Origin of the sequence: Halodesulfovibrio spirochaetisodalis (genome assembly GCF_001672295.1) — a bacterium.
GTDB lineage: Bacteria > Desulfobacterota > Desulfovibrionia > Desulfovibrionales > Desulfovibrionaceae > Halodesulfovibrio > Halodesulfovibrio spirochaetisodalis.
In genome coordinates this window covers 14,240-35,157 of record NZ_JXMS01000036.1, presented here as the reverse complement: position 1 = coordinate 35,157, position 20,918 = coordinate 14,240, and the positions used below count along the sequence as shown (strand labels likewise).

Here is a 20,918-nt window from a genome sequence, read left to right as displayed (position 1 = left end):
ATTAAAATTCCTGAGTAACACCTCAAAAAGTAAGAGGATTATATTTCGTTATACAGGATTGATTTAGAGTTTCATTTATTTTGTTTTTATAGACTAACAGCAGCTTCAGGTAACTGTCCGGCGGTAAAGGAAAGGCAGCAGGCATGCAAGGAGTGTATATAGTTGGATCAAGCTGTGGGTGCTGGTAGAATAGCGGTAGCCTATTGTAACACCGAGAGGAGGAACCCATGGCCAATGTGCAACGACCGGATGTTCTTATTATAGGTTCAGGCCCGGCTGGAGGGGCAGTTGCCAGAACCTGTGCAGCAGCAGGAAAACAAGTTGTAGTCGCAGACTACCAGCCGTTCGGGGGAACATGTCCTTTGCGGGGGTGTGAGCCCAAAAAGTTTTTATTTGATGTTACGAATGTTGCGTTGCGACGGATGCATATGACAGAGCGGGGATTGCGCGGCTGCCTTTCTATTGACTGGAACAAGATGATGACCGCAATGGCTGCCATGCGTGATCCGATTCCACAGCTCGTGGAAGAATTCTATGCAAAAAGTGGGATTACAGGCGTACATGGTAAAGCACAGTTTCTTGCCCCTGATACCGTATTTATAAACGGAATACACTATGAGCCAGATCATATTGTTATTGCAGCCGGTGCAAAGCCACGCCCACTGAGTTTTCCCGGACATGAGTTGTTAACCTCAACGGATCAGTTTTTTGAAATGAAAGAGCTGCCTTCCCGTATTGTTTTTATCGGAGGTGGGTTTATCGCGTTTGAACTTTCCCATGTGGCGGCGATTGCCGGTGCGCAGGTGGATGTAGTGCTCCGAAGTGACAGGTTTTTGCGACGTTTTGATCCAGCAATGGTTGAGTGTATGATCGAAGCCAGCAGGGATATGGGGGTACGCTTTCATACGATGCTGCCACCAAATTCGCTTACACGCGATCATAACGACCTTGTTCTCTGTGCAGGAGAAGACAATATAGAATTTAGAGCAGATTGCGTTGTTGCTGCTGCTGGCCGCATTGCCCATGTTGAAGATCTTAATCCTGAACAGGGCGAGCTTGAGTTGAATCAAAAAGGGGGAATCAGCGTAAATGAATTTATGCAAAGTACCTCAAACTCTCGAGTGTACGCAGCAGGAGATGTGGTTGGTAACAGTATGGAATTGACGCCGGTTGCTTCGATGGAAGGTATGATTGTTGCGCATAATATTTTGAACGGGAATGAAGAAACACCGGATTACTCAGTTGTGCCGTACACACTCTTTACACATCCGCCATTAAGCACTGTGGGGTTACGTGAGGAAGAAGCACTAGCGCAAAATGTGCTGTGCAAAGTCCTTGAGGGAAGTGCAGCGGGATGGTCGGAATACCGTAGGATAGGTGAGTTGTATCCGGCATACAAGGTGCTTGTATCTGAGGATAACAAAATACTCGGAGCCACGGTGAACGGACATAATTCAGAAGAAATAATCAATATTTTCGCATTTGCCATGCGAACAAAAACAACTGTGGATGAATTAAATAAGTGGCTCTGGGCGTATCCGTCTTTCGGCTATACCATACGGTATATGTTCAAATAAGAATGAGCAAAATCAGAGTCGTCATCTGTCGGTTCCTTGTGTGATGACGAAAAAAGCCAAGCTCAATGGATACTAAGCGTATCTGCGAGCTTGGCTTTTTTGTATTCAATGTTCTGTTTTCAGGTTTAGCTAACCATGACAGGCACGGATGGTCTCAGCAGTGCATTGCGAGCAGCACTTTATTAAAGAATTTGCTCAAGGAACTGCTTGAGTCTTGGGTGCTTAGGGTTAGTGAAGAATTCTTCAGGCGTACCCTGTTCGATGATTTCACCGTGATCCATAAATACAAGTCTGTCTGCTACTTCACGGGCAAAGCCCATTTCATGTGTTACGCAGACCATTGTCATGCCTTCTTTGGCAAGGCTGGTCATAACGTCTAGAACTTCACCGATCATTTCAGGATCAAGTGCTGAAGTAGGCTCATCAAAGAGCATGATCTTCGGGTTCATGGCAAGAGCGCGCGCAATGGCAACACGTTGCTGCTGTCCGCCGGAAAGTTTGGCAGGGTACACATGCGCTTTGTCGGAGATTCCGACTTTTTTAAGGAGATCAAGCGCAATGGATTCTGCTTCTTCTTTGGACATTTTCTTCAGGCGCATCGGAGCCATAATAAGGTTACCCAGCACAGTTTTATGCGGGAACAGGTTAAAGCTCTGGAACACCATACCCAATTCTTGACGAACAGTGTTGATGTTGCATTCCGGTGCAGTAATATCCTGACCGTCTACAATGATGTGCCCTTTGTCTATTTTTTCAAGACGGTTGATAGAACGTAACAATGTTGACTTACCAGAACCAGATGGCCCGAGGATAACGACTTTTTCACCTGAAGTGATATTCAGGCTTACATCATTAAGCGCTGTGAGCTGTCCAAAAAACTTGTAGACGTTTTCTACTTGGATGATTGGGTTAGTCGTCATAGTAATTCAGTTTGTTTTCCATGATGCTTACCGCTTTAGAAAGAAGCAGGGTAATCACAAGGTAGATGAGAGCTACCATGAGGTAGCATTCGAAATAGTTAAATGTCACGGACGCGTACTCTCTGCCTCTGCGCAGCAGTTCAGAAACCGCAAGAATAGAGACCAGAGAAGAGTCTTTGAGCAGCGCAATAAACTCGTTACCTACAGGTGGAAGAATGGTTCTCCAAGCCTGCGGCAGAATAACCATGAACATGGTTTCTGTTTTATTAAAACCGAGGGAGCGCGCTGCTTCTGTCTGTCCGGAGTCAACTGCGTCAATACCGGCTCGGAATACTTCACCCATGTACGCACCGTAACATACAGACATCGCAATAATGGCTGCAGTTAAGTCCGGTAGCTGGATGAATTCACCGATGGCATAATAGATGAAAAACAGTTGAACCAGAAGAGGAATACCGCGAATAATCTCAACATATGTTGAAGCAATAAGATTGATTACTTTGTTTTCAGACAGTCGCCCCATGCCGGTTGCAAGGCCGATAGGAATAGTGAGCAGAATTGCACTGACTGTAACTTTAAAAGTAACCAGAATTCCATCAGGCAGGAATTTAATAATATCAAGGTACGGATCCGGCTTATTGACACAAAGGTATACGATGGAACAAATCGCAAAAATAAGCGAGATACTCCAAGCTGTTACAACGCTTTTGTCTTTACCGGACGGGATAAGCATGCCGTCGGTTACGGCAATACGTACTTCTTTTTTTTCTACGCTCATAATGTGTATCGCTGTTAGTTGCAGTAAAAAGAAAGGACTGGTGCTCTATAAGTACCAGTCCCTTATTGGTGGTATAGAGGCTTCTTATTGACCGATCCACTTCTTGCGGAGTTCGGCTTCGATACCTTTTGCTTTTACTGCGGCGATACCTTTGTTGAGAGTCTCAAGGAGCTCTTTGTTGCCTTTTTTAACAACGAAACCGTAGTACTCAGGTTTGTCAGACTTAACGATAAACGCAAGTTTGAATTTACCGGCATACTTAGGGTTACGTAATACGTAGTCAGCAGCGATAGCGTCATCACAAATAACACCGTCGATACGACCAGTGTACAGTGCTTCAACAGCAAAACCAATTTCATCGAATTCTTTTGTGTTTACGCCTTCAGCACGCTTGGACATGAATACACCAGTGGTACCCATCTGGCCGCCAAGGGTTTTGCCTTTAAGGTCTGCAAGAGATTTACCTGACGCATCTGCAGGAAGGATTACAGCCTGAGTTACTTCAAAGTACGGGTCAGAGAAGTCGAATTTTTTCTGACGCTCAGGAGTAATGGAAACAGATGAAGAAATCATATCGTATTTTCTGCCAACGAGACCTGCGAAAATGCCGTCCCAAGCAACACTTTTGTGCTCAACTTTAAGGCCGGTTTCCTTGGCAATAGCATCACAATAGTCAACGGAGTAGCCAACAATGTTCTTGTTTGCATCAACAAACTCCATTGGAGGCCAGGTTGCATCGTGCGCGATAACAATTGTTTTTTCTGCAAATGCGAAGGTCGCAGTCATGGCAACAACAACCAGCGCGAGAGCTATTTTTTTCAGCATAGAAATCTCCTGCTTTACAAAATTGTGTGTTTGATAAACGTCCCGCTTATAAACTGGCGTTGTGAGCCGTAAAAGTCAACAGATAATCAGCTGGATTACGTGAAAAAAGACAAAAAAGTAATTTTATGTAGTACTTTTAAGTACTACGTCATGATGAAGGTTACAAGAAATGGAACCAGCACTGTTAGAACCATCCCACTGAAGACTGCGATGATGCCGTAGCGCTCACTTGTGAACTTGACGATTATTGGAAGTGTGGTGTCCATAGCCGTTGCTCCACCTGATGCAACAGGAGCAAGCTTTCCGAAGAAGCGAACAAGGAGTGGAGTTCCCAGAAGTGTAAGGATTTCGCGGATGATATTGGAAAGTAATGCAACAGAGCCGAGGATCGGATCACCCATATTGGTGATAATAACAGTGGATAGTGAATAATAACCGAATCCTGCACCAACAGCGAATACATCGCGCAAAGGCATATCTGCAATAAGACACCATGCCGCCACAGACCCTGCTGCTGTACCGATAACAATGGCAGTCGGGACAAGCAGGACTTTAAGGTGCAGCTGGCGGAGTATTTGCCAGCAGTGTGAATCAAAACCAATGGACATGCCTACAAGAAAGAGCAGCGCATACAGCGTATACGTGGACAGGGCATCATTCAGAAGCCAGCTTGGGACAGATTCCATGTGACCGACAAGGCATCCGGCTATGAAGAAGGACAGGATAATGAGGCTACCTTTCATCGAGCTTTCCTTTCAGGAATAATTTATCAAGAAGAAATACTGCGCATGCACTACCAAGTACGCAGAAAACACTGATGCATGCAGCCTGAACACCGATAGTGCCCAGTTCGCTGACGATGGTTTTGTTTGATCCAGTCGTAACACCAAGCATGAAGAGCAGAACGTAGATTGCCCACATGGTGAGCCGGTTAACGTTGCTGACAACGTGTTTATTGTTCCGGAATATGAACCCGAGAGGGATACCGATGAGAATACAAAGAACAGTAATGAGCACATTACCTCCTAAAATGTGAAGAACGGTCTGACGAGATATGTAAAAACGCGGGTATACTTCTAAAGAATGATTGTCAATTGCCAAAAACGTTATTGGGTTGCCAAGATTAGTTGCTATTTAGGCATGGATTTTTTTGGGAAGGACGTGACATTCATCACATATTTATACTGTCAATTCGATAGGGTGGAACCATACACTGAATCAAAGGAGCTATCCTATGCGTAAAAATAGAATTCCAGAAAGTCGTAGTTTTAATCCAGAACGTATGCATGTGCAGCTTGTACACGAATCAGAACACGTCAAAGTGATGAACTTTAACTTGAAAGCAGGGCAGGAGATGCCTGTGCATTCACATAATCTGGAGGGTGAGCTTGTGATGGTAGTACTGAGCGGTGAAGGTGAGCTGCTTGGTGAACATGGTCCTTTGGATTCCATCACTGCAGGTGACGTTATTATCTGCGAGATTAAAGTGCCGCACGGAGTACGTGCTTCTGCAGATATGAGTCTTGTTGTTACTATTGCGCCTCCAATCTAGCCACGCAATAACAAACAAGCTTTATTCCTGAAGACTCGTAGATGGCATAGGAAGAAATGTTTGTTGAATATGTAGTAAGAAATAAAAAAGGCTCTGCTTGATGTAAGCAGAGCCTTTTTGTTAGCTAGTTTTCGATTTGTGCTTTACGCAATTGAGCGTAGGCATTTCGCATTCCGACGTACGGTTCGACAGCAGTGCCGACAACATCCTCATATACCCCGATGCGTTTATCCAGCACGTTAAACTGTGAAAAGCCAAACAGTGCGTAGTTTAGGTATACAGGATTAAGAGAAGGCGGCAGGAATGATTCACCCACTATGCCGACAGTGTCACGCACGTTGGAGGCTCCGAAAAATGGCAGAACCAGATATGGTCCTGCAGGAACTCCCCAAGTTGCCAGTGTCTGTCCAAAGTCTTCTTTTTCTCCGGTATATGGCACAACCGGTTTCAGGTTCTTCGCTACGTCAACGAGGCCGCCTAAACCGAATGCAGTGTTTACTACAAAACGGGAAAACTCAATACCTGCGAGCGCAAATTTGGCTTGGAGCAGGGCGTTTACAAATCTGCGGGGCATGCCGAACCAGTTAACAATCAAGTTGTTGATACCGTTTCGAGCAGGTTCGGGAACGACAACGCGGTAGGCTGCATGCGCCGGTTTACCAACATCGATGTAAATCCAATCGTTGATGTTAAACCATACTCTGTTCCAGCCTTCAAAAGGATCTGAAGTCAGAGAGGCTGCATTTTCTTCCTCGTATTCTTCATCTTTAAAGTAGTCAGCATCATCTTCAAAAAACTCTGGTTCCTCATCGAAGGTTGTATCATTCTCAGCCAACAATGTTGAAGAGGAGTTCAGAAGCATTGTATCAGGAGCAGTCACCGACGTGTCATCAGATAATGCCAGTGGGATTTTTCCGTCTGCAAGCGCTGCGTGGGTGGGGAAGAAGAGGAGAGCAAGAATAAGCCAAAACCAGTGTCGCATTATTACCTCAGTTACTTTTTATCGGCTACAGCCCGCTGCTGGCGAACGCGTTCGGCTTTGTCCTGAATCTTCTTAATGAGTTCATCAGGAGTGCCGTGGCGGAGCAGTTCACTGAACTGCGTTCGATAGTTTTTCACCAGGCTGACGCCTTCTACCAATACGTCGTAGATCATCCAGTTATTGTTCTCTGTAAGCATGCGATAATTTACAGGTACTTGTTTTTCCTTGTAATTTACAACGGTACGCACTTCGACTTTATTCCCTTTTCTGTTGGTACGGGAGCCGAGGATTGTCAGTTTTTCACCGTTATATTCGCTTACATGAGTGAAGTATGTCGCTTTAAGAAGCGTTACAAACGCAGCTTTGAATGAAGTTTTTTGTTCTGGAGAAAATTTCTGCCACTTTCTACCTACGGTACGCATGGAGAATTGATCCATGCTGAATATAGCGAGAATTTTCTTTTCCAGTTTTGCAATTACTTCACTGTCTTCTGAAACGTTGTCTAAGTTCGCAGTATTCAGTGTCTGCGATATTTCATCGACTGCTTGCTGCAGTGCTTTTTCGGCTTCATGTTTAGAATCGGCAAATGCTAGATTTGCTATAAGTATGAGCAGTAAAAAAGCACAATTTGTACAGACTAAGAGTTTTTTACAGGTTTTATGCATAAAACCTCCCCCTTAATTGAGATAAGTAATACTGTAGCCAGCGGAGTTAAACCTATTGAAAACGAGTGTATATATACCACGTACGGCTGTGATGTACATACAAGGTTTCTGGTATCTTATACTCCGCCAAAGACGTACTTACTAATGAGTTCTTCGATATCTACAGCAGATTCAGTGTCGCTGATTTCACTTCCATTCTCTAACTTTTCTGCAGATCCCCCCGGTGTAAGTTTGATGTACTTATCACCTATAAGTCCGCTAGTTTTGATAGAAGCAATAATATCGTCGCCAAGTTCAACATCTTTTTGGATCGCAAGAGCGACCTCTGCAAGGTAGTTCTCCTGATCAAGAGATACAGAAGCTACTTTACCTACAGGAACACCGGCTATTTCCACCCCAGCGCCAGCGCGTAATCCTGCTGCAGATTCAAATTTTGCATACACAATATACGTGTTAGAAGAACCAAGTTGCATCTTACCCAGCTGGATAGTCAGGTACCCGACACAAAGCAGACAGATTAATACAAAAATGCCTACAGCGGTTTCTTTTGAGTATGATTTCATGGAGACTGCTCTTATCTTTTATATTTTGAATATTCCACTATTATCTAAGCCAATTTGACAGTTCTGCCTGTATGTCGGCACCAAGGCTGACGGCAGGTTGTTCAATATTGTTCGGCTGTCGACTTAGCAGTTGTTTCAAGTATGGATCGTCACTGTTTTGTAATCCCTCAAGGTCACCGCAGTAGGCAGCTTGTCCTTTGTTGATTACAAGAACATTGTCGGCAATATGGTTAAGGCTTTCCAGATCATGACTGACAACGATGATAGACATGGAAGGAAAGTGTTTCTTCATGCTCAGGAGGAGTTGATCCATCTCTGCAGCATTAATGGGATCGAGTCCGGACGTCGGCTCGTCACAAAGTAAGATTTGCGGGTCCATCACAATTGCTCTGGCAAGTCCCGCACGTTTTCGCATGCCGCCGGACAGTTCGTTCGGGTAGTAGTCGATATACTCGGCAAGACCAACTAAGCCCAGCTTGTGTAAGACTATTTTGCGGATGGTTTCTTTTGGCAGTTTAGTATGTTCTGCAAGAGGTAATCCGACATTTTCACCGAGAGTGAGAGAGCCGAGGAGCGCACCGTCTTGAAACAGTACACCCATACGACGGCGGATTTTTCTGAACTGTGATTTGTCCAGTGTAAAAAAGTCATGCCCGCCAATGCGGATAGACCCTTCCATTGGGCGGTTGAGTCCGAGGATATGCCGCAACAGGGTGGATTTACCACATCCTGAGCCCCCAAGGATTACGGAGATCTTCCCGGCAGGAAGTGAGCCGTTAATTCCTTTGAGGATTCTGGTCTGATTATACCCACCAGAAAGGTTATGTAATTCAATGTCCCAAGTCGTCGTTGACATAATCAATATCCAACCTGTGTTACAATAAGAAGGAGGTGATTACGTAATCGCTCACCAGAGTTAGTACACAGGAAAGTACAACAGCAGCAGTAGTAGAGTTGGAAACACTCTCAGGGCCTACACTGTCTGTTCGTTTGTGGGTGTTGAAGCCTTGATAGCAACTAATGGTCGACACAATAATTCCGAAGACCAGTGCCTTTACAAAGCCTCCGGCAACGTCAGCCATAACCACGCTGGTGTCAATGCGGTAGAAGTATACACCGGAATTGATCCCGAGCATTGTGACGCCGGTCAAGTACCCACCCAAAATTCCAATGACATCAAAAAGTGCTGTAAGCAGGGGGAAGCACAGAATGCTTGCTGCAATACGTGGGGAAACCAGATAGGCCATTGGGTTGATGTCCATGACATCCAGCGCATCAATTTGATCTGAAATGCGCATTACACCGATTTCTGCTGCCATGGAAGAACCAGCTCGTCCGGTGATCATGATAGCTGTAAGAACAGGTCCCAGTTCACGGATCAGCGTCAGGGAGACTGCTGCACCCAGAAGACCTTCTGAGCCGAACTTAACGAGGGTATAGTACCCCTGCAGCCCTAGCACCATACCGGTAAAGATTCCGATAAGGGAGATGACAAAAAGCGATTTCGAACCGATAAAATACATCTGACGAATAATTTTGGTCAGCTGCTTCGGCGAGGAGAAGATGAGACGAACACCTTCAAGGAAAAAAAGAAAAATGTCTCCCAGACTATTCACAAAACTGATGGTTGAGCGTCCGAGCGCCGCAACCGGATTAGTCTGGATGCCTGTTTGCTGTTGCATTAATTCAGGCTCCTTATTGACGATATATAGTATCCCGCAAATCCTACCACCGTATCGGTAAAGATTACGGTAAGAAAAGGACAGAATGAGATTTTTTTTGAAGAAGAGAGGATGGTATGTCCACCTTCCCGAAAAAGAGAGACAGTTGCAGCTGAAGTAATACCGTAAAAGGAGGATCAATAAAATCGTGGCTGCAAAGGGGCAATCACATGAATGCAGGCTCTCCGTAACTTCACTTTGAATCGCCGATGATAGAGAAGTATCAGTGATTTCGTCAAGTCAAGCCTGCATTCATGCGGTATTCACTTGTTATTTTTGCTTTTTCTTTTTCAGTAAAGGTGTCTTGTAGCCCGCTTTAGCAAGGCGGCTCTTGAAGGTAGATACTTGGTCAGCCTGTCCGACAAAATGTACATTTACACGGTACCACTTGGTGGTTTTGATGACCGCTGTAGCCATAGAGGTTGTAAACCCTTTAGCTTTAATTTCGCTACGGAGCTTTGTTGCTGCTTCTTCGTTAGTGGAAGCGGCAAGTTGGTAGATGTACTCAAATGTCGGGCCGTTCTTTTCAAGAGATGCTTGTTGCTTTGGCGCAGGTTGCTTAGCTGCTGAAGATACCGATTTTACCGGTTTGGACTTTGGTGCAGTACGTTCAGCAGGCGATTTCCGCTTGGCAGCTACAGTCGCTTTTTTCGGTGCAGAAGCTTTTGCGGAACTCGTGGAAGTTTCTTTTGCCTTGAGTTGTTCAAAGAAATTTAACTGTTCAGGACTAAGAACTTTTTCTTTCTTTTTCTCAACTACTGGTTGTACCTTTGCAGGTGTAGTGGTGTGCGGGGTACTGTCGGGCTGGGCTGAAGCTGCTTCTGCTGGTTGTTTGACAACCGGTGCAGGTGTTGCTTGAGCAACCTGCTTCTGGGCAGGCATGATGTGCTTCAGTTCCGGCAAAGCTTCTTCCGGCTGATATCCTCGACCTACAAGCAGACCGAAGATAAAGACCCAGATGAAGCCGACAAGGATAATAACGGTCAGGCCAATCAGTTCAGGAAGACACAGGGAAAAGTTGAAAATGCTTTTCCCTGTATCTTTATCTTTTGTAGTAGTCGGTACGAAGCCCATTCAGGCAGACATCCTCGTGTTAAATTACATAGACTCAGGTGCTTCAACACCCACAAGGTTAAGACCGTTACGGATAACCTTGGAAACGCTCTGGAGCAGGCAAAGACGGGCTGCAATTACGTTTTCATCCTTAGCATTAAGGATCGGGTTGTTTGCATAGAAGCTGTGCAATGCACTAGCAAGATCCTGCACGTAGAAACTAATCTGGTGCGGAGCAAGCTGACGTGCGGCTGAATCAACAACGTCTTCAAATTGATCGAGAAGTTTGATCAAGTCAAGTTCGCTATCTTCTTTTATTGCAGAAAGAATCTCTGCAGTTGCTTTTTCAGGTACTGAAATGCCTTTTTCAGCTGCTTTTCGCAAAACTGAACAGATACGGGCATTTGCATATTGTACATAATAAACAGGATTATCCATTGATTTTTGTTTCACCAGCTCAAGATCAAAGTCGAGATGGCTGTCGCTCTTACGTGAGAGGAACATGAAACGTGCTGCGTCACAGCCTACATCCTTCACAACTTCTTCAAGTGTGTCGAACTGGCCTGCGCGGGTGGACATGGCAACCTGTTCGCCATTGCGGAGCAGGTTTACAAGCTGAATGAGGATAACATCGAAGCTCTCTTTAGGCTTGCCGAGTGCCTCAACAGCTGCGCGCATACGAGGGATGTAACCGTGGTGATCAGCACCCCAGATATCAACATTAAGTTCAAAACCACGGTCATATTTGTTGTCGTGGTATGCGATATCAGATGCGAAATATGTAAGGGAACCGTCAGATTTTCTGAGTACACGGTCTTTGTCGTCGCCGAATTCGGTTGTGCGGAACCAGAGTGCACCATCCTCTTCGAAAGCAAGACCTGCTTCTTTAAGGCGGTTGAAGGTTTTTTCAACAGCACCGGCAGTTACAAGAGAGCGCTCGGAGAACCAGTTCTGGTGTTCTACACGGAAATCAGCAAGGTCTTTCTTGATGCCGTCGAGAATCTGGTTGAGTGCATATTCGCGGCAGATTTCAAGAGCATCATCTTTTTTGAGAAGATCTGGGTGCAGATCGAGAACTTCTCTGGCGATGTCTTTAATGTAGTCGCCACGGTAGAAATCTTCTGGGTCAGGAAGGTCTTCACCTTCAAGCTGACGTGCACGGAAAAGAACGGACTGCCCGAGGATAAGCATCTGGCGGCCGGCATCATTGACGTAGTACTCAGTGTGTACGTCGTAGCCTGCAAAGCGAAGAAGGCGCGCAAGGCTGTCACCAACAGCAGCACCGCGACCATGGCCGATGTGCAGTGGGCCGGTAGGGTTCGCAGAAACGTATTCAACCTGAACTTTTTTACCTTTGCCCTGATTGATAGAACCGAATGTTTCGCCGTGCTCTTCAATGATTGCGATGGTGTTTCTCCAGAAATCAACGGAGAAAGTGATGTTCAGGAAACCAGGGCCTGCAATCTCAACATTGTCGATCATTGGATCTTCAATGAGTTTTTCAGCGATAAGAGAAGCAAGCTCGCGTGGATTGCGTTTAGCAGGTTTGGCCAGAACCATGGCAATGTTTGCTGCCATGTCGCCGAACTTTTTTTCTTTAGGAGGTTCGATGGTTGTTCTGGCAGGCCATTCAAGATCAAGGTCAGCCACGATTGTTTTCAGGGCTGTTAATAAATGATTCTTAGCGCGCATGTCTTTCCATTCACGTATAAAGTTGAGTATATCAAGTAAGCTACAGGGCATTGTGCGCTGTAGCGGGTCTAGCAGATATTGGCAGCTGCGTGCCCAAAGGCTGAGCTGCTGCAAGGATGTGTAGACAGTAGCGTGTCTTGCACGCTGTCTACTTTTTCCTGTCCCCGCAAAGCGGGAAAAGTTCCCGTTAATACTGAACTAATGGACATTGTCAGAAACTGAAATGTGCCGTCCAGAAGGGAACTAATCTTTTTAGCAAACTTTTCGATGACTGAAAAGACGTGCTTTATAGAGAAATCCGGCAGTGGGAAGAACGATCTCCACTGCCGGATATAGATTTTATTTTGCAGCCTTAAATGCTTCTACCGCTTCAAGGTTGCCGAGGTTCAGGCTCTCCCACTCAGAAGAGTCTGCAACCGGCTTTAAGATTTGTCCGAGCATTTTGGAAAGAACACCTTTAGGGCCTACTTCAACAAACTGACGAACGCCTGCGTTGAACTGGTTGGTGATGGTGTCGATCCAGAATACAGATGAGGTCATCTGCTGTGGCATAATTTCTTCAAGGTCAGATGCCGTGCTTGCCGGTTTACCGGTAACGTTGCAGTAAACAGGGTACTTTGGATTATTCCAGGAAAGCTTTGCAAAGTAGCTGGAAAGTTCTTTTGCAGCATCTGCCATGAGCGGGCTGTGGAATGCTCCAGAAACCTTCAGAGGAATAGCACGGCCTTTCTGTTCTTTGATTTTAGCACCTGCTTCAGCAATAGCTGTTTTAGTGCCGGAAAGAACAAACTGACCCGGAGTATTGTAGTTTGCGATACGGATCATTTCGCCGGTGGACTCAGCAACATCAGCAACAACAGCTTCAACAGCTTCGAGCTTCATTTTCATGGCAGCAGCCATAGCACCGGTACCGCTTGGGTCAGCGTCAGCCATAAGGCGTCCACGCAGGGAAACTGCTTCAAGAACAGCATCTACGGAAAGTGCTTCAGATGCTGCAAGAGCACTGAATTCACCAAGGGAGTGACCAGCCATGCAGGATGGGCGTAAAGTGCCTGCTGCTTCAATCCATAAACCGAGATTTACCAGAGTCAGTGCTGGCTGGAGGTTACGGGTATCTGCCATAGCAGCTTCGTCGCCGTCCCAGTAAATTCCTCGAAGATCGATACCGCTGATTTTTTCAGCTTTTTTCCACAGTGCCATGATGTCTGCGTTTGCTTCTGCAACATCACGTCCCATGTTCGGTTCCTGAGAACCCTGTCCCGGGAAAAGTACTGCTATATCGGTGTTCATTGTCATGTTATGCTCACATTGTTGGTTGATTCATTTTTAATAACGTCGCTTTGTACAGCCTAATAGGCTATCTCAGTTTCACTTGCAAGAGGCGACGAGGTACAGTACCACGCAGATTGCTGACAACACCGTGTTTTGCAATCAGTTAGAGAGACAATAGCTGTGAATTTGGAAGGCATTGTACGTTCGTAAGCCGCCTTGTAACGTAGCATAACGTATTGCCATAGCAGCACTCTCTTTGCAGGGTACGTATGTACTTTGGTTTTGATTACCTGATAACAGGTTTGTATATAAGGATAGTATTGTGAAGAAAAATGATTCTCCAACTGTTGCTGATGTAGCTGAGCTGCTTAAGCAGGAAGGCTTTACCCCTTCAGAGTCTGAGCTTGAAGCACTTACAGGGTATCTGACTCTTGTCCTGAAATGGAATAAAGTAATGAACCTCGTCGGCCCGTACTCTTGGCGGGATATATTAACTATCCTTATTATCGACAGCTTACATCTTAACGCCTTTTTGCGTTCTTTGCCACTTCCTGAAGGACTGACGACATGGGATTTTGGAGCAGGGGCAGGACTTCCGGGGATTCCGCTCCGTGCACTATGGCAGGAAGGAGAATATTGGCTGGTTGATGTGCGTGAAAAGCGCACGATGTTTATGGAGCAGACAGTAAAGCGTTTGAAAATTCCGAATACGAATGTTGTTAACGATCGCGTTGAGAATTTTATGGAGCAGCATGAGCCTGCGGACTTGATGCTCAGCCGTGCCTTTATGCCATGGAAGAAATTACTCGAGCTGGTAGGGCCGAATATCAAACAGGGGGGTAGAATCGTTGTCCTTGCGCTTGAGGGTGCTCCTGCTGATCTTCCTGCTGGCTGGAGTATCGAAAAAGAAATTTCTTATACAGTCGGAAAAGATACCAGATACTTCTGGTCGCTTGTGCAAGCATAGTTTTAGAAAAGTCTGTTTGTTGTAAGCAGACAGATATGGGGTTGTTGCCTCTGCGAAGTTCCGATGGCGCATATCAGCTGGGTGTCGTTGACGGCGCTTCGAGGGGCAAAGGACTCTGCCCTTGCATCCCGCAAGGGTACCTTAATCCGATTGACCCTGCCTCCATCCAGTATTTATGGCTTTGGAAGCCGAGCAGATAACTACCTTTTTGTAGCAATAAAAAAGGCTGTCCATCATTTGAAGGACAGCCTTACATAGTAAGGTCGTGGTGCAAGCGCTGTAAGACTACTCTGAAAACGGGCTGGTATCGCATCTAAACGTTTTTGGAGAGTCCAGTGAATCTTGTTTCAACAGCGGCAGCAGTTCTCGAAGAATGAGAGTATACAGACGGCGACACTGTAACAGGTGTGTTGGCCGCCGGAGGCAAGCCTCGCATGGGTGCTGAAGGCATCCTGTTGTTACTTAACGCCTGTTAATGCACCGAGCTGGGAGTTTTTGAAGATAAGCTTTGTTGCAGTTTCATCTGCAACTTCAGCTACATCCATGAGTGTTTCAAGGAATTCGAGCATTTCAAGTCGGCGTTCTTCCGGTGAACATTCAAAATCTTCCTGCATGCGGCCGGAATTCATATATTCTTCAAGTTCCTGCAGATATTTCAGGTGTAATGCAGCCATGGTTGTCTCCTTGCTTGTCGTTACAGTGCACATATGCAGAGCAGGGTCCACTGTGAGTAAATGAGTAATGTTATTTTACAGCGATATGGTGGTACGGGCTTCCGCGTAGAATAGCATCTGCACGGTATAGTTGCTCATACAGAACAACACGCGCCATTTCATGTGTAAACGTCATGGGTGACAGGCTTATTTTGTACTGGCACTTTTTAAGTACATCCTGTGACAAACCGTACGCTCCGCCAATGATGAGAGTCGGGGTACGGTTGTTATCCATGCCGATGCGTTCAAGCATTTGGGAAAATTTTACAGAGGTGTATGTTTTTCCGTGCTCATCCATACAGATAGGTATATCTGTAGGGGCAAGGGCGGCAAGAATGCGTTTGCCCTCATCATTATTTCGTTCAAGAGGCTTCATCTTTGCGTTGCCGTCTTTAACGATGATTTCCTGAAATTTATAACTACGCTTTAATCGGGTAATGTAGTGTTCTGCTGCATCTGCCCAGAAGCGTTCTTTAATTTTGCCCACGGCAATAATTTTAAGCTGAATCATGTAGCTACTCCAGTATCGGAGATATAATCGGGTTATTGAATCCGTATTGGCTGCCTGTGTATCGTGTAATGGGCAGTTTCTCAATGAAAACGATAGAGGTAGATTTATGACCGTACAAACATTTAGCGTCACAGAAGCTGTAACAGCGCTTAAACAGGGCGAAGTTATTTGTTATCCGACAGAAACTTTTTACGCTGTGGGTTGTAACGCGCTCGACCCGCTTGCAGTAGAATCCGTATATAAAGCGAAAAAGCGTTCCGGTTCCATGCCGTTACCTGTCCTGATCGGGAGTATGGATCAGTTGCCGTTGGTGACTGATGTTACATCCGATATAGTAATGGCTCTGGCAAACCGTTTTTGGCCGGGAGCGTTGTCAATTCTGGTAACTGCTTCTGACCGTATTCCTTCCGTACTCACAGGGGAGACCGGCAGAGTCGCAGTGCGTGTAACCCCGCACCCTGTTGCGCAGCAGTTGTGTTTGGAGGCAGGAGTGCCTCTCGTATCCACAAGCGCAAATATGAGCGGGCGTCCGGCTGTAACGGCTGCGGCGTCGCTTGACCCTGAGCTTACTGAAAATGTGGCCGGTGTAGTAGATATTGAACCAGCACCGGCAGGCGGCATGGCTTCCACACTGATTGAAATAGTGGGGCCTCGTGCAGTCAGCATCGTTCGAAACGGTGCAGTTTCAGAGATAGAGCTACGCACCTCAGGTCTGGCAGTTGTTCCGCGTGCCGCAGGTGCATAGATATCTAGAGAAATACTTGAGAGTGGTAACTGACAAATAATGCTCTGTAAGTAAAAAGTTTTTTGCACTGTTATTGAGTATTTCTACTGTTGGTTCAATTTCTTAAACAAAAAACTGGATGTGATTATTTTTGTAGCCATAAGGCGTGCCACGGATACCGTAGCATACAAAGTTTCTAATGTTGCTTTGGGCAAAATGGCATCGTTTGTGCACAACTTGTTTCATATCCTTCTTTTTTTAAAAGCACCTCTCAAGTGGTCAGAGAGGTGCTTTTTTATTGTACTGTCTTCGTCAATAATGAAACAATATACTGCAGTGCATGCTATGTAAGAAAGGAGAGAGACTCATGAGTATAACGCACGATATACCGTGTCCCAATTGTTCTGCGCCGGTTACCATGTATAAAAATCCGGCACCTACTGTTGATATTGTTATCTACGATCCTACAAAAGGGATTGTACTTATTGAACGTGCTAATGAACCGCACGGCTGGGCATTGCCGGGAGGGTTTATAGATTACGGTGAGACATGCGAAGCCGCTGCAATACGCGAAGCCAAAGAAGAGACAAATCTTGATGTGACTCTAACTGGACTCATTGGTGTGTACTCTGACCCTGAAAGAGACCCGAGGCATCACACTATGAGTGTTGTATATAGTGCTGTTGCAAATGATGTATCAATTCTAACCGCAGGAGATGATGCACAAAATGCCCGCTTCTTTTCTCTGGAAGCCTTGCCACACATAGTGTTTGACCATAATTTGATTGTTGCAGATTTTGCAAACTGTCTTGAACGATTGAATAAGTAACAAGCCAAAACTGATAAATCATGTCCTGAAAAAAGCAGCTACGCTATCGTCGTTTGAGGTCGACATTTGCTGAATGTCGGCCTTTCAATACAGCAACTAACGAGGAGAGAAGCGTGGGGGCAGACGTAGTATTTATCACTTCCGAGATTTTTCCGTTTTCAAAAACCGGTGGTCTTGGAGATGTTCTTGGTGCGTTACCTTTGGCCTTGCATAATAAAGGAATTAACACAGCGGTAATAACGCCGTTTTACGGCAGAATAGGTACTGCTGAATACGATATCCGCCTTGCATGGTCTGATGTGCATGTGGGCTATCCTTGGGAGCCTATTACAGCAGATGTCTATCAAGCTGATTATAAAGGAATGCCTGTCTATTTTATTCACCGCAGTGAATATTTCGACAGGCGTTTTTATTATTGTGACCATAAGGGAGATTTTTTTGATAATGCTGAACGGTTCATTTTTTTTAACAGAGCCGCACAGCGCTTGATGGAGCGGTTTGAAAGAGCTCCTAAAATTATTCATGCCCATGACTGGCAGGCAGCACTGTCTCCTGCGTATCTGCATTTCAACCGTATGAGCAACCCGTTCTGGGAAGATACCCGCTCTGTCTTAACTATTCATAACTTAGCGTTCCAAGGGCGTTTTGCTTCCCGTTTGTTTGAAAACTGCGGCTTGCCGCCGTCTGCCTGGTGCATCGATGGTGTGGAATTTTACGGTGATTTTAACTTGATGAAAGCAGGAATCTCCTATGCAGATAAAATAACAACAGTCTCGCCGAATTATTCAAAAGAGATTTTAACCCCCGAGTTTGGATGTAATCTGCACAATGTCTTGCTGGGACGGAAGGACCGTCTGCATGGAATACTAAATGGTGCGGACTACAGTGTCTGGAATCCGGAAGAGAATAAATACCTGCCAAAAACATACACCTGTCATAATGTGCGGGGGAAACGCGCCTGTAAACATACGCTGATAGAGGAACTGGGGCTTGACCCTGCGTTAAAGAAGCGCCCGCTTCTCGGGTTTATCGGTCGACTGCGTAAGCAGAAGGGCGTGAATATGCTTGAAGAAATTATTCCTGAATTGATGAAAAAGAATGTGGGGCTGGTTATTCTCGGCGAAGGGAATCTTGAGCGGGAAGCTGCCTTGTTGAACTATATGGAGATGTATCCGGATAAGCTGAGTACCATAGTGGATTACACAGAAGACCTCGCGCATAAGATTCATGCAGCCTCAGACATTTTCCTTATGCCTTCAACATATGAGCCTTGCGGTCTTACACAATTATACGCCTTGCGATTCGGTACTGTCCCTGTTGCCAGCGATGTTGGCGGACTGCATGACACTATTATGTCATGGCCGCATCCGCATGCAACTGGCTTTACCTTTGAGCATGTTAACAGCGGGGCGTTTATTGACTCCATAACAGACGCCATAGATGTGTGGGAAAATAATCCACGTGAATTCAGACGGATTGTAGGACGGGCAATGACAAAAGAATTTTCATGGGACAGTTCTGCAAATGAGTACGCTGCCTTGTACAGTGAGCTTGGATTGCGCACGTAACGCAGGGATAAACGGGAGACAAGCATGAAGGGAGCGATGAAAAGTGTACCTGCGTATTTTGAGCCGTTTGATCTATATTTATTCGGCGAGGGTACTCATTGGGATCTGTACAGGTTTCTTGGTGCCCATCCTGCGGAGGTGGACGGGGTACAGGGGTACCGTTTTGCAGTCTGGGCACCTAATGCACAGCAAGTGCATGTTGCCGGAGATTTTAACGAGTGGCATTTTCAGGAGCTTCCTCTTTATCCTGTTGGTGTATCCGGTGTATGGGCGGCGTTTATTCCTCACGTAGAGAAAGGGCAGCTATATAAATACAGCATAGTGGGAAAAGACGGACAAGATGTATATAAGGCCGATCCGTTGGCATTTTTCTGTGAACTTCGCCCCGGTGTAGCTTCGCGTACATGGGATTTAGATAATTATTCATGGAAAGACAGCGCATGGATGGAAGCCAGACGAAAGCAAGGGCCGCCGCTCGATCAACCTATTTCTATTTATGAGGTGCACTTAGGTTCTTGGTGCCGTGATCATGCTCCTGAAAGTACAGGATTTCTTTCTTACCAGAAAATAGCCGAGCTATTGATTAACTATGTTACAGACATGGGCTTTACCCATGTTCAACTGCTTCCTGTTGCAGAGCACCCGCTTGATGAGTCATGGGGGTATCAGACCAGTAACTATTTTGCGCCCACATCACGGTTTGGTACGCCGGAGGAATTTAAAGGATTTGTTGATGCGTTGCATAATGCTGGTATTGGCGTTTTTCTCGATTGGGTTCCGGCGCATTTCCCTAAAGATGACTGGTGCCTCGGGCGGTTTGACGGCAGTGCGTTGTATGAGCATCTTGACCCGCAATTAGGAGAGCATCCAGACTGGGGAACCTATATTTTCAATTACGGACGGCACGAAGTTCGTAATTTCCTCTTTTCAAATGCCCTGTACTGGCTGCATGAATTTCATATAGACGGGTTGCGCATAGATGCAGTGGCATCCATGTTGTACCTTGATTATTCGCGCTGTGAAGGACAGTGGTGCCCAAACAGGTTCGGTGGACGGGAAAATATAGAGGCGGTCGAGTTTTTGCGAGAGCTTAATCGGGTTGCACACGAGCAGTTTCCCGGTGTTGCTATGATTGCGGAAGAGTCAACGTCATGGCCGGGCGTATCACGACCTGTATATACGGGAGGGCTGGGATTCACCTTTAAGTGGAATATGGGCTGGATGAATGACAGCCTACGGTATTTTTCATTGGATCCAATTTACCGGAGCTATAATCATAACAGCCTGACCTTCTCCATGCTTTATGCGTTCAGTGAAAATTTCATTCTGCCTCTTTCGCATGATGAGGTTGTGCATGGAAAGGGTACTATCCTAAGTAAAATGAGTGGTGATGTCTGGCAAAAGCAAGCAAACCTGCGATTACTGTTTGCGTATATGTGGGCACATCCCGGTAAAAAGATGATTTTTATGGGAACAGAGTTCGGGCAGTGGAACGAGTGGAATCCCCGTAAAGAGGTGGACTGGTGTCTTCTCCAATTTCCTGCGCATGATGGAATACGTGCTCTTGTACGTGATTTGAATAAACTGCTTGTGGCAGAACCTTCAATGTATGCGGAAGATTTTAGCTGGAACGGGTTTAAATGGATTGATTTTTCAGACTATGGCGCATCTGTAATTAGTTTTATGCGTATGGGAAGCGACGGTTCCCCGTTGTTCTGGGTATTCAATTTTACGCCAGTAGTCCGGTATCATTATCGCGTAACCAGTCCAAAGTGCGGTGTTTGGCAAGAAATATTGAATAGCGACAGTATGTACTACGGTGGTTCTAATGTTGGGAATATTGCACAGATAGAAACATGTCCGGATGATTTCGGAGGTGAGGGCTATTTGGAGCTGACTCTTCCTCCGTTGGGAGCGCTGTGTCTTAAATATCAGGGCAGCTGATGCAGCTGAGGTAATGCGTTGCGCCGCAGGATATGCCTGCGGCGCTTTTTATTTGTTGTGCC

23 protein-coding genes are annotated in these 20,918 nt (G+C 45.8%); 8 read left to right on the top strand and 15 right to left on the bottom strand.

Annotated elements, in window-relative coordinates; all coding sequences use genetic code 11:
- Positions 1–227 precede the first annotated feature (227 nt).
- Positions 228–1,577 carry a dihydrolipoyl dehydrogenase family protein gene (locus SP90_RS15530; RefSeq protein WP_066858478.1) on the top strand — a complete coding sequence of 450 codons (1,350 nt, stop codon included), beginning with the start codon at positions 228–230 and terminating at the stop codon, positions 1,575–1,577.
- A gap of 182 nt (positions 1,578–1,759) precedes the next feature.
- On the opposite strand, the gene SP90_RS15525 is transcribed toward SP90_RS15530, so the two are convergent.
- The 5 genes from SP90_RS15525 to SP90_RS15505 form a co-directional block, all read right to left on the bottom strand.
- On the bottom strand, positions 1,760–2,497 hold the full coding sequence (locus tag SP90_RS15525; protein WP_066858475.1) for an amino acid ABC transporter ATP-binding protein: 738 nt from the start codon (positions 2,495–2,497) through the stop codon (positions 1,760–1,762).
- Complete coding sequence (locus SP90_RS15520; protein ID WP_066858472.1) at positions 2,487–3,275, bottom strand: amino acid ABC transporter permease; 789 nt, start codon at positions 3,273–3,275, stop codon at positions 2,487–2,489. The genes SP90_RS15525 and SP90_RS15520 overlap by 11 nt, the downstream gene beginning before the upstream one ends.
- An 84-nt stretch (positions 3,276–3,359) precedes the next feature.
- Positions 3,360–4,100 (bottom strand): basic amino acid ABC transporter substrate-binding protein, encoded by a 741-nt coding sequence (locus tag SP90_RS15515; protein WP_066858469.1) that lies wholly within the window; start codon positions 4,098–4,100, stop codon positions 3,360–3,362.
- A gap of 143 nt (positions 4,101–4,243) precedes the next feature.
- Positions 4,244–4,843 (bottom strand): lysine exporter LysO family protein, encoded by a 600-nt coding sequence (locus tag SP90_RS15510; protein WP_066858467.1) that lies wholly within the window; start codon positions 4,841–4,843, stop codon positions 4,244–4,246.
- Positions 4,833–5,117 carry a LysO family transporter gene (locus SP90_RS15505; RefSeq protein WP_066858464.1) on the bottom strand — a complete coding sequence of 95 codons (285 nt, stop codon included), beginning with the start codon at positions 5,115–5,117 and terminating at the stop codon, positions 4,833–4,835. The genes SP90_RS15510 and SP90_RS15505 overlap by 11 nt, the downstream gene beginning before the upstream one ends.
- A 217-nt stretch (positions 5,118–5,334) precedes the next feature.
- On the opposite strand from SP90_RS15505, the gene SP90_RS15500 reads away from it, so the two are divergent.
- The gene (locus SP90_RS15500; RefSeq protein ID WP_066858462.1) at positions 5,335–5,652 is read left to right on the top strand and encodes a cupin domain-containing protein; all 318 of its coding nucleotides are present in this window, start codon (positions 5,335–5,337) and stop codon (positions 5,650–5,652) included.
- A 124-nt stretch (positions 5,653–5,776) separates the two neighbouring features.
- Here SP90_RS15500 and SP90_RS15495 read toward each other — a convergent pair whose 3' ends face one another.
- The 8 genes from SP90_RS15495 to SP90_RS15460 all read right to left on the bottom strand — a co-directional run bounded on the left by SP90_RS15495 (position 5,777) and on the right by SP90_RS15460 (position 13,624).
- Entirely contained in the window at positions 5,777–6,634 is an 858-nt protein-coding gene (locus SP90_RS15495; protein WP_066858459.1) for an MlaA family lipoprotein, read from the bottom strand.
- An 11-nt stretch (positions 6,635–6,645) separates the two neighbouring features.
- On the bottom strand, positions 6,646–7,299 hold the full coding sequence (locus tag SP90_RS15490; protein WP_066858457.1) for an MlaC/ttg2D family ABC transporter substrate-binding protein: 654 nt from the start codon (positions 7,297–7,299) through the stop codon (positions 6,646–6,648).
- 116 nt (positions 7,300–7,415) lie between these two features.
- Positions 7,416–7,862, bottom strand: a complete 447-nt coding sequence (mlaD, locus tag SP90_RS15485) for an outer membrane lipid asymmetry maintenance protein MlaD (protein ID WP_066858454.1) — start codon at positions 7,860–7,862, stop codon at positions 7,416–7,418.
- A gap of 40 nt (positions 7,863–7,902) precedes the next feature.
- The gene (locus tag SP90_RS15480; RefSeq protein ID WP_066858451.1) at positions 7,903–8,718 is read right to left on the bottom strand and encodes an ABC transporter ATP-binding protein; all 816 of its coding nucleotides are present in this window, start codon (positions 8,716–8,718) and stop codon (positions 7,903–7,905) included.
- 19 nt (positions 8,719–8,737) lie between these two features.
- Positions 8,738–9,544 carry an MlaE family ABC transporter permease gene (locus SP90_RS15475; protein ID WP_066858448.1) on the bottom strand — a complete coding sequence of 269 codons (807 nt, stop codon included), beginning with the start codon at positions 9,542–9,544 and terminating at the stop codon, positions 8,738–8,740.
- A 309-nt stretch (positions 9,545–9,853) separates the two neighbouring features.
- On the bottom strand, positions 9,854–10,657 hold the full coding sequence (locus SP90_RS15470) for an SPOR domain-containing protein (protein ID WP_066858445.1): 804 nt from the start codon (positions 10,655–10,657) through the stop codon (positions 9,854–9,856).
- Between the two features lie 24 nt (positions 10,658–10,681).
- Positions 10,682–12,328: an arginine--tRNA ligase gene (gene argS, locus SP90_RS15465; RefSeq protein WP_066858442.1), complete on the bottom strand. Its 1,647-nt coding sequence runs from the start codon at positions 12,326–12,328 to the stop codon at positions 10,682–10,684.
- 339 nt (positions 12,329–12,667) lie between these two features.
- Entirely contained in the window at positions 12,668–13,624 is a 957-nt protein-coding gene (locus SP90_RS15460) for an ACP S-malonyltransferase (RefSeq protein WP_157471354.1), read from the bottom strand.
- A 298-nt stretch (positions 13,625–13,922) separates the two neighbouring features.
- On the opposite strand from SP90_RS15460, the gene rsmG reads away from it, so the two are divergent.
- Positions 13,923–14,567: a 16S rRNA (guanine(527)-N(7))-methyltransferase RsmG gene (rsmG, locus tag SP90_RS15455; RefSeq protein WP_066858439.1), complete on the top strand. Its 645-nt coding sequence runs from the start codon at positions 13,923–13,925 to the stop codon at positions 14,565–14,567.
- Positions 14,568–14,602: 35 nt separating this feature from the next.
- Complete coding sequence (locus tag SP90_RS16665) at positions 14,603–14,767, top strand: hypothetical protein (RefSeq protein WP_157471352.1); 165 nt, start codon at positions 14,603–14,605, stop codon at positions 14,765–14,767.
- 258 nt (positions 14,768–15,025) lie between these two features.
- Here the strand turns inward: SP90_RS16665 and SP90_RS15450 are convergent, their stop codons facing one another.
- The gene (locus SP90_RS15450; RefSeq protein WP_066858436.1) at positions 15,026–15,241 is read right to left on the bottom strand and encodes a hypothetical protein; all 216 of its coding nucleotides are present in this window, start codon (positions 15,239–15,241) and stop codon (positions 15,026–15,028) included.
- A gap of 70 nt (positions 15,242–15,311) precedes the next feature.
- Positions 15,312–15,791, bottom strand: coding sequence for a 23S rRNA (pseudouridine(1915)-N(3))-methyltransferase RlmH (locus SP90_RS15445; RefSeq protein WP_066858433.1), 480 nt, complete (start codon positions 15,789–15,791; stop codon positions 15,312–15,314).
- 106 nt (positions 15,792–15,897) lie between these two features.
- On the opposite strand from SP90_RS15445, the gene SP90_RS15440 reads away from it, so the two are divergent.
- From SP90_RS15440 to glgB, 4 genes are all read left to right on the top strand, one after another.
- Positions 15,898–16,536 carry an L-threonylcarbamoyladenylate synthase gene (locus tag SP90_RS15440; protein ID WP_066858430.1) on the top strand — a complete coding sequence of 213 codons (639 nt, stop codon included), beginning with the start codon at positions 15,898–15,900 and terminating at the stop codon, positions 16,534–16,536.
- Between the two features lie 346 nt (positions 16,537–16,882).
- A complete protein-coding gene (locus tag SP90_RS15435; protein WP_197498811.1) occupies positions 16,883–17,344 on the top strand; it encodes an NUDIX domain-containing protein in 462 nt (153 codons plus the stop codon).
- 113 nt (positions 17,345–17,457) lie between these two features.
- Complete coding sequence (gene glgA / locus SP90_RS15430) at positions 17,458–18,912, top strand: glycogen synthase GlgA (RefSeq protein WP_066858427.1); 1,455 nt, start codon at positions 17,458–17,460, stop codon at positions 18,910–18,912.
- A 24-nt stretch (positions 18,913–18,936) separates the two neighbouring features.
- Positions 18,937–20,856, top strand: a complete 1,920-nt coding sequence (gene glgB, locus SP90_RS15425) for a 1,4-alpha-glucan branching protein GlgB (protein WP_066858424.1) — start codon at positions 18,937–18,939, stop codon at positions 20,854–20,856.
- Positions 20,857–20,918 lie beyond the last annotated feature (62 nt).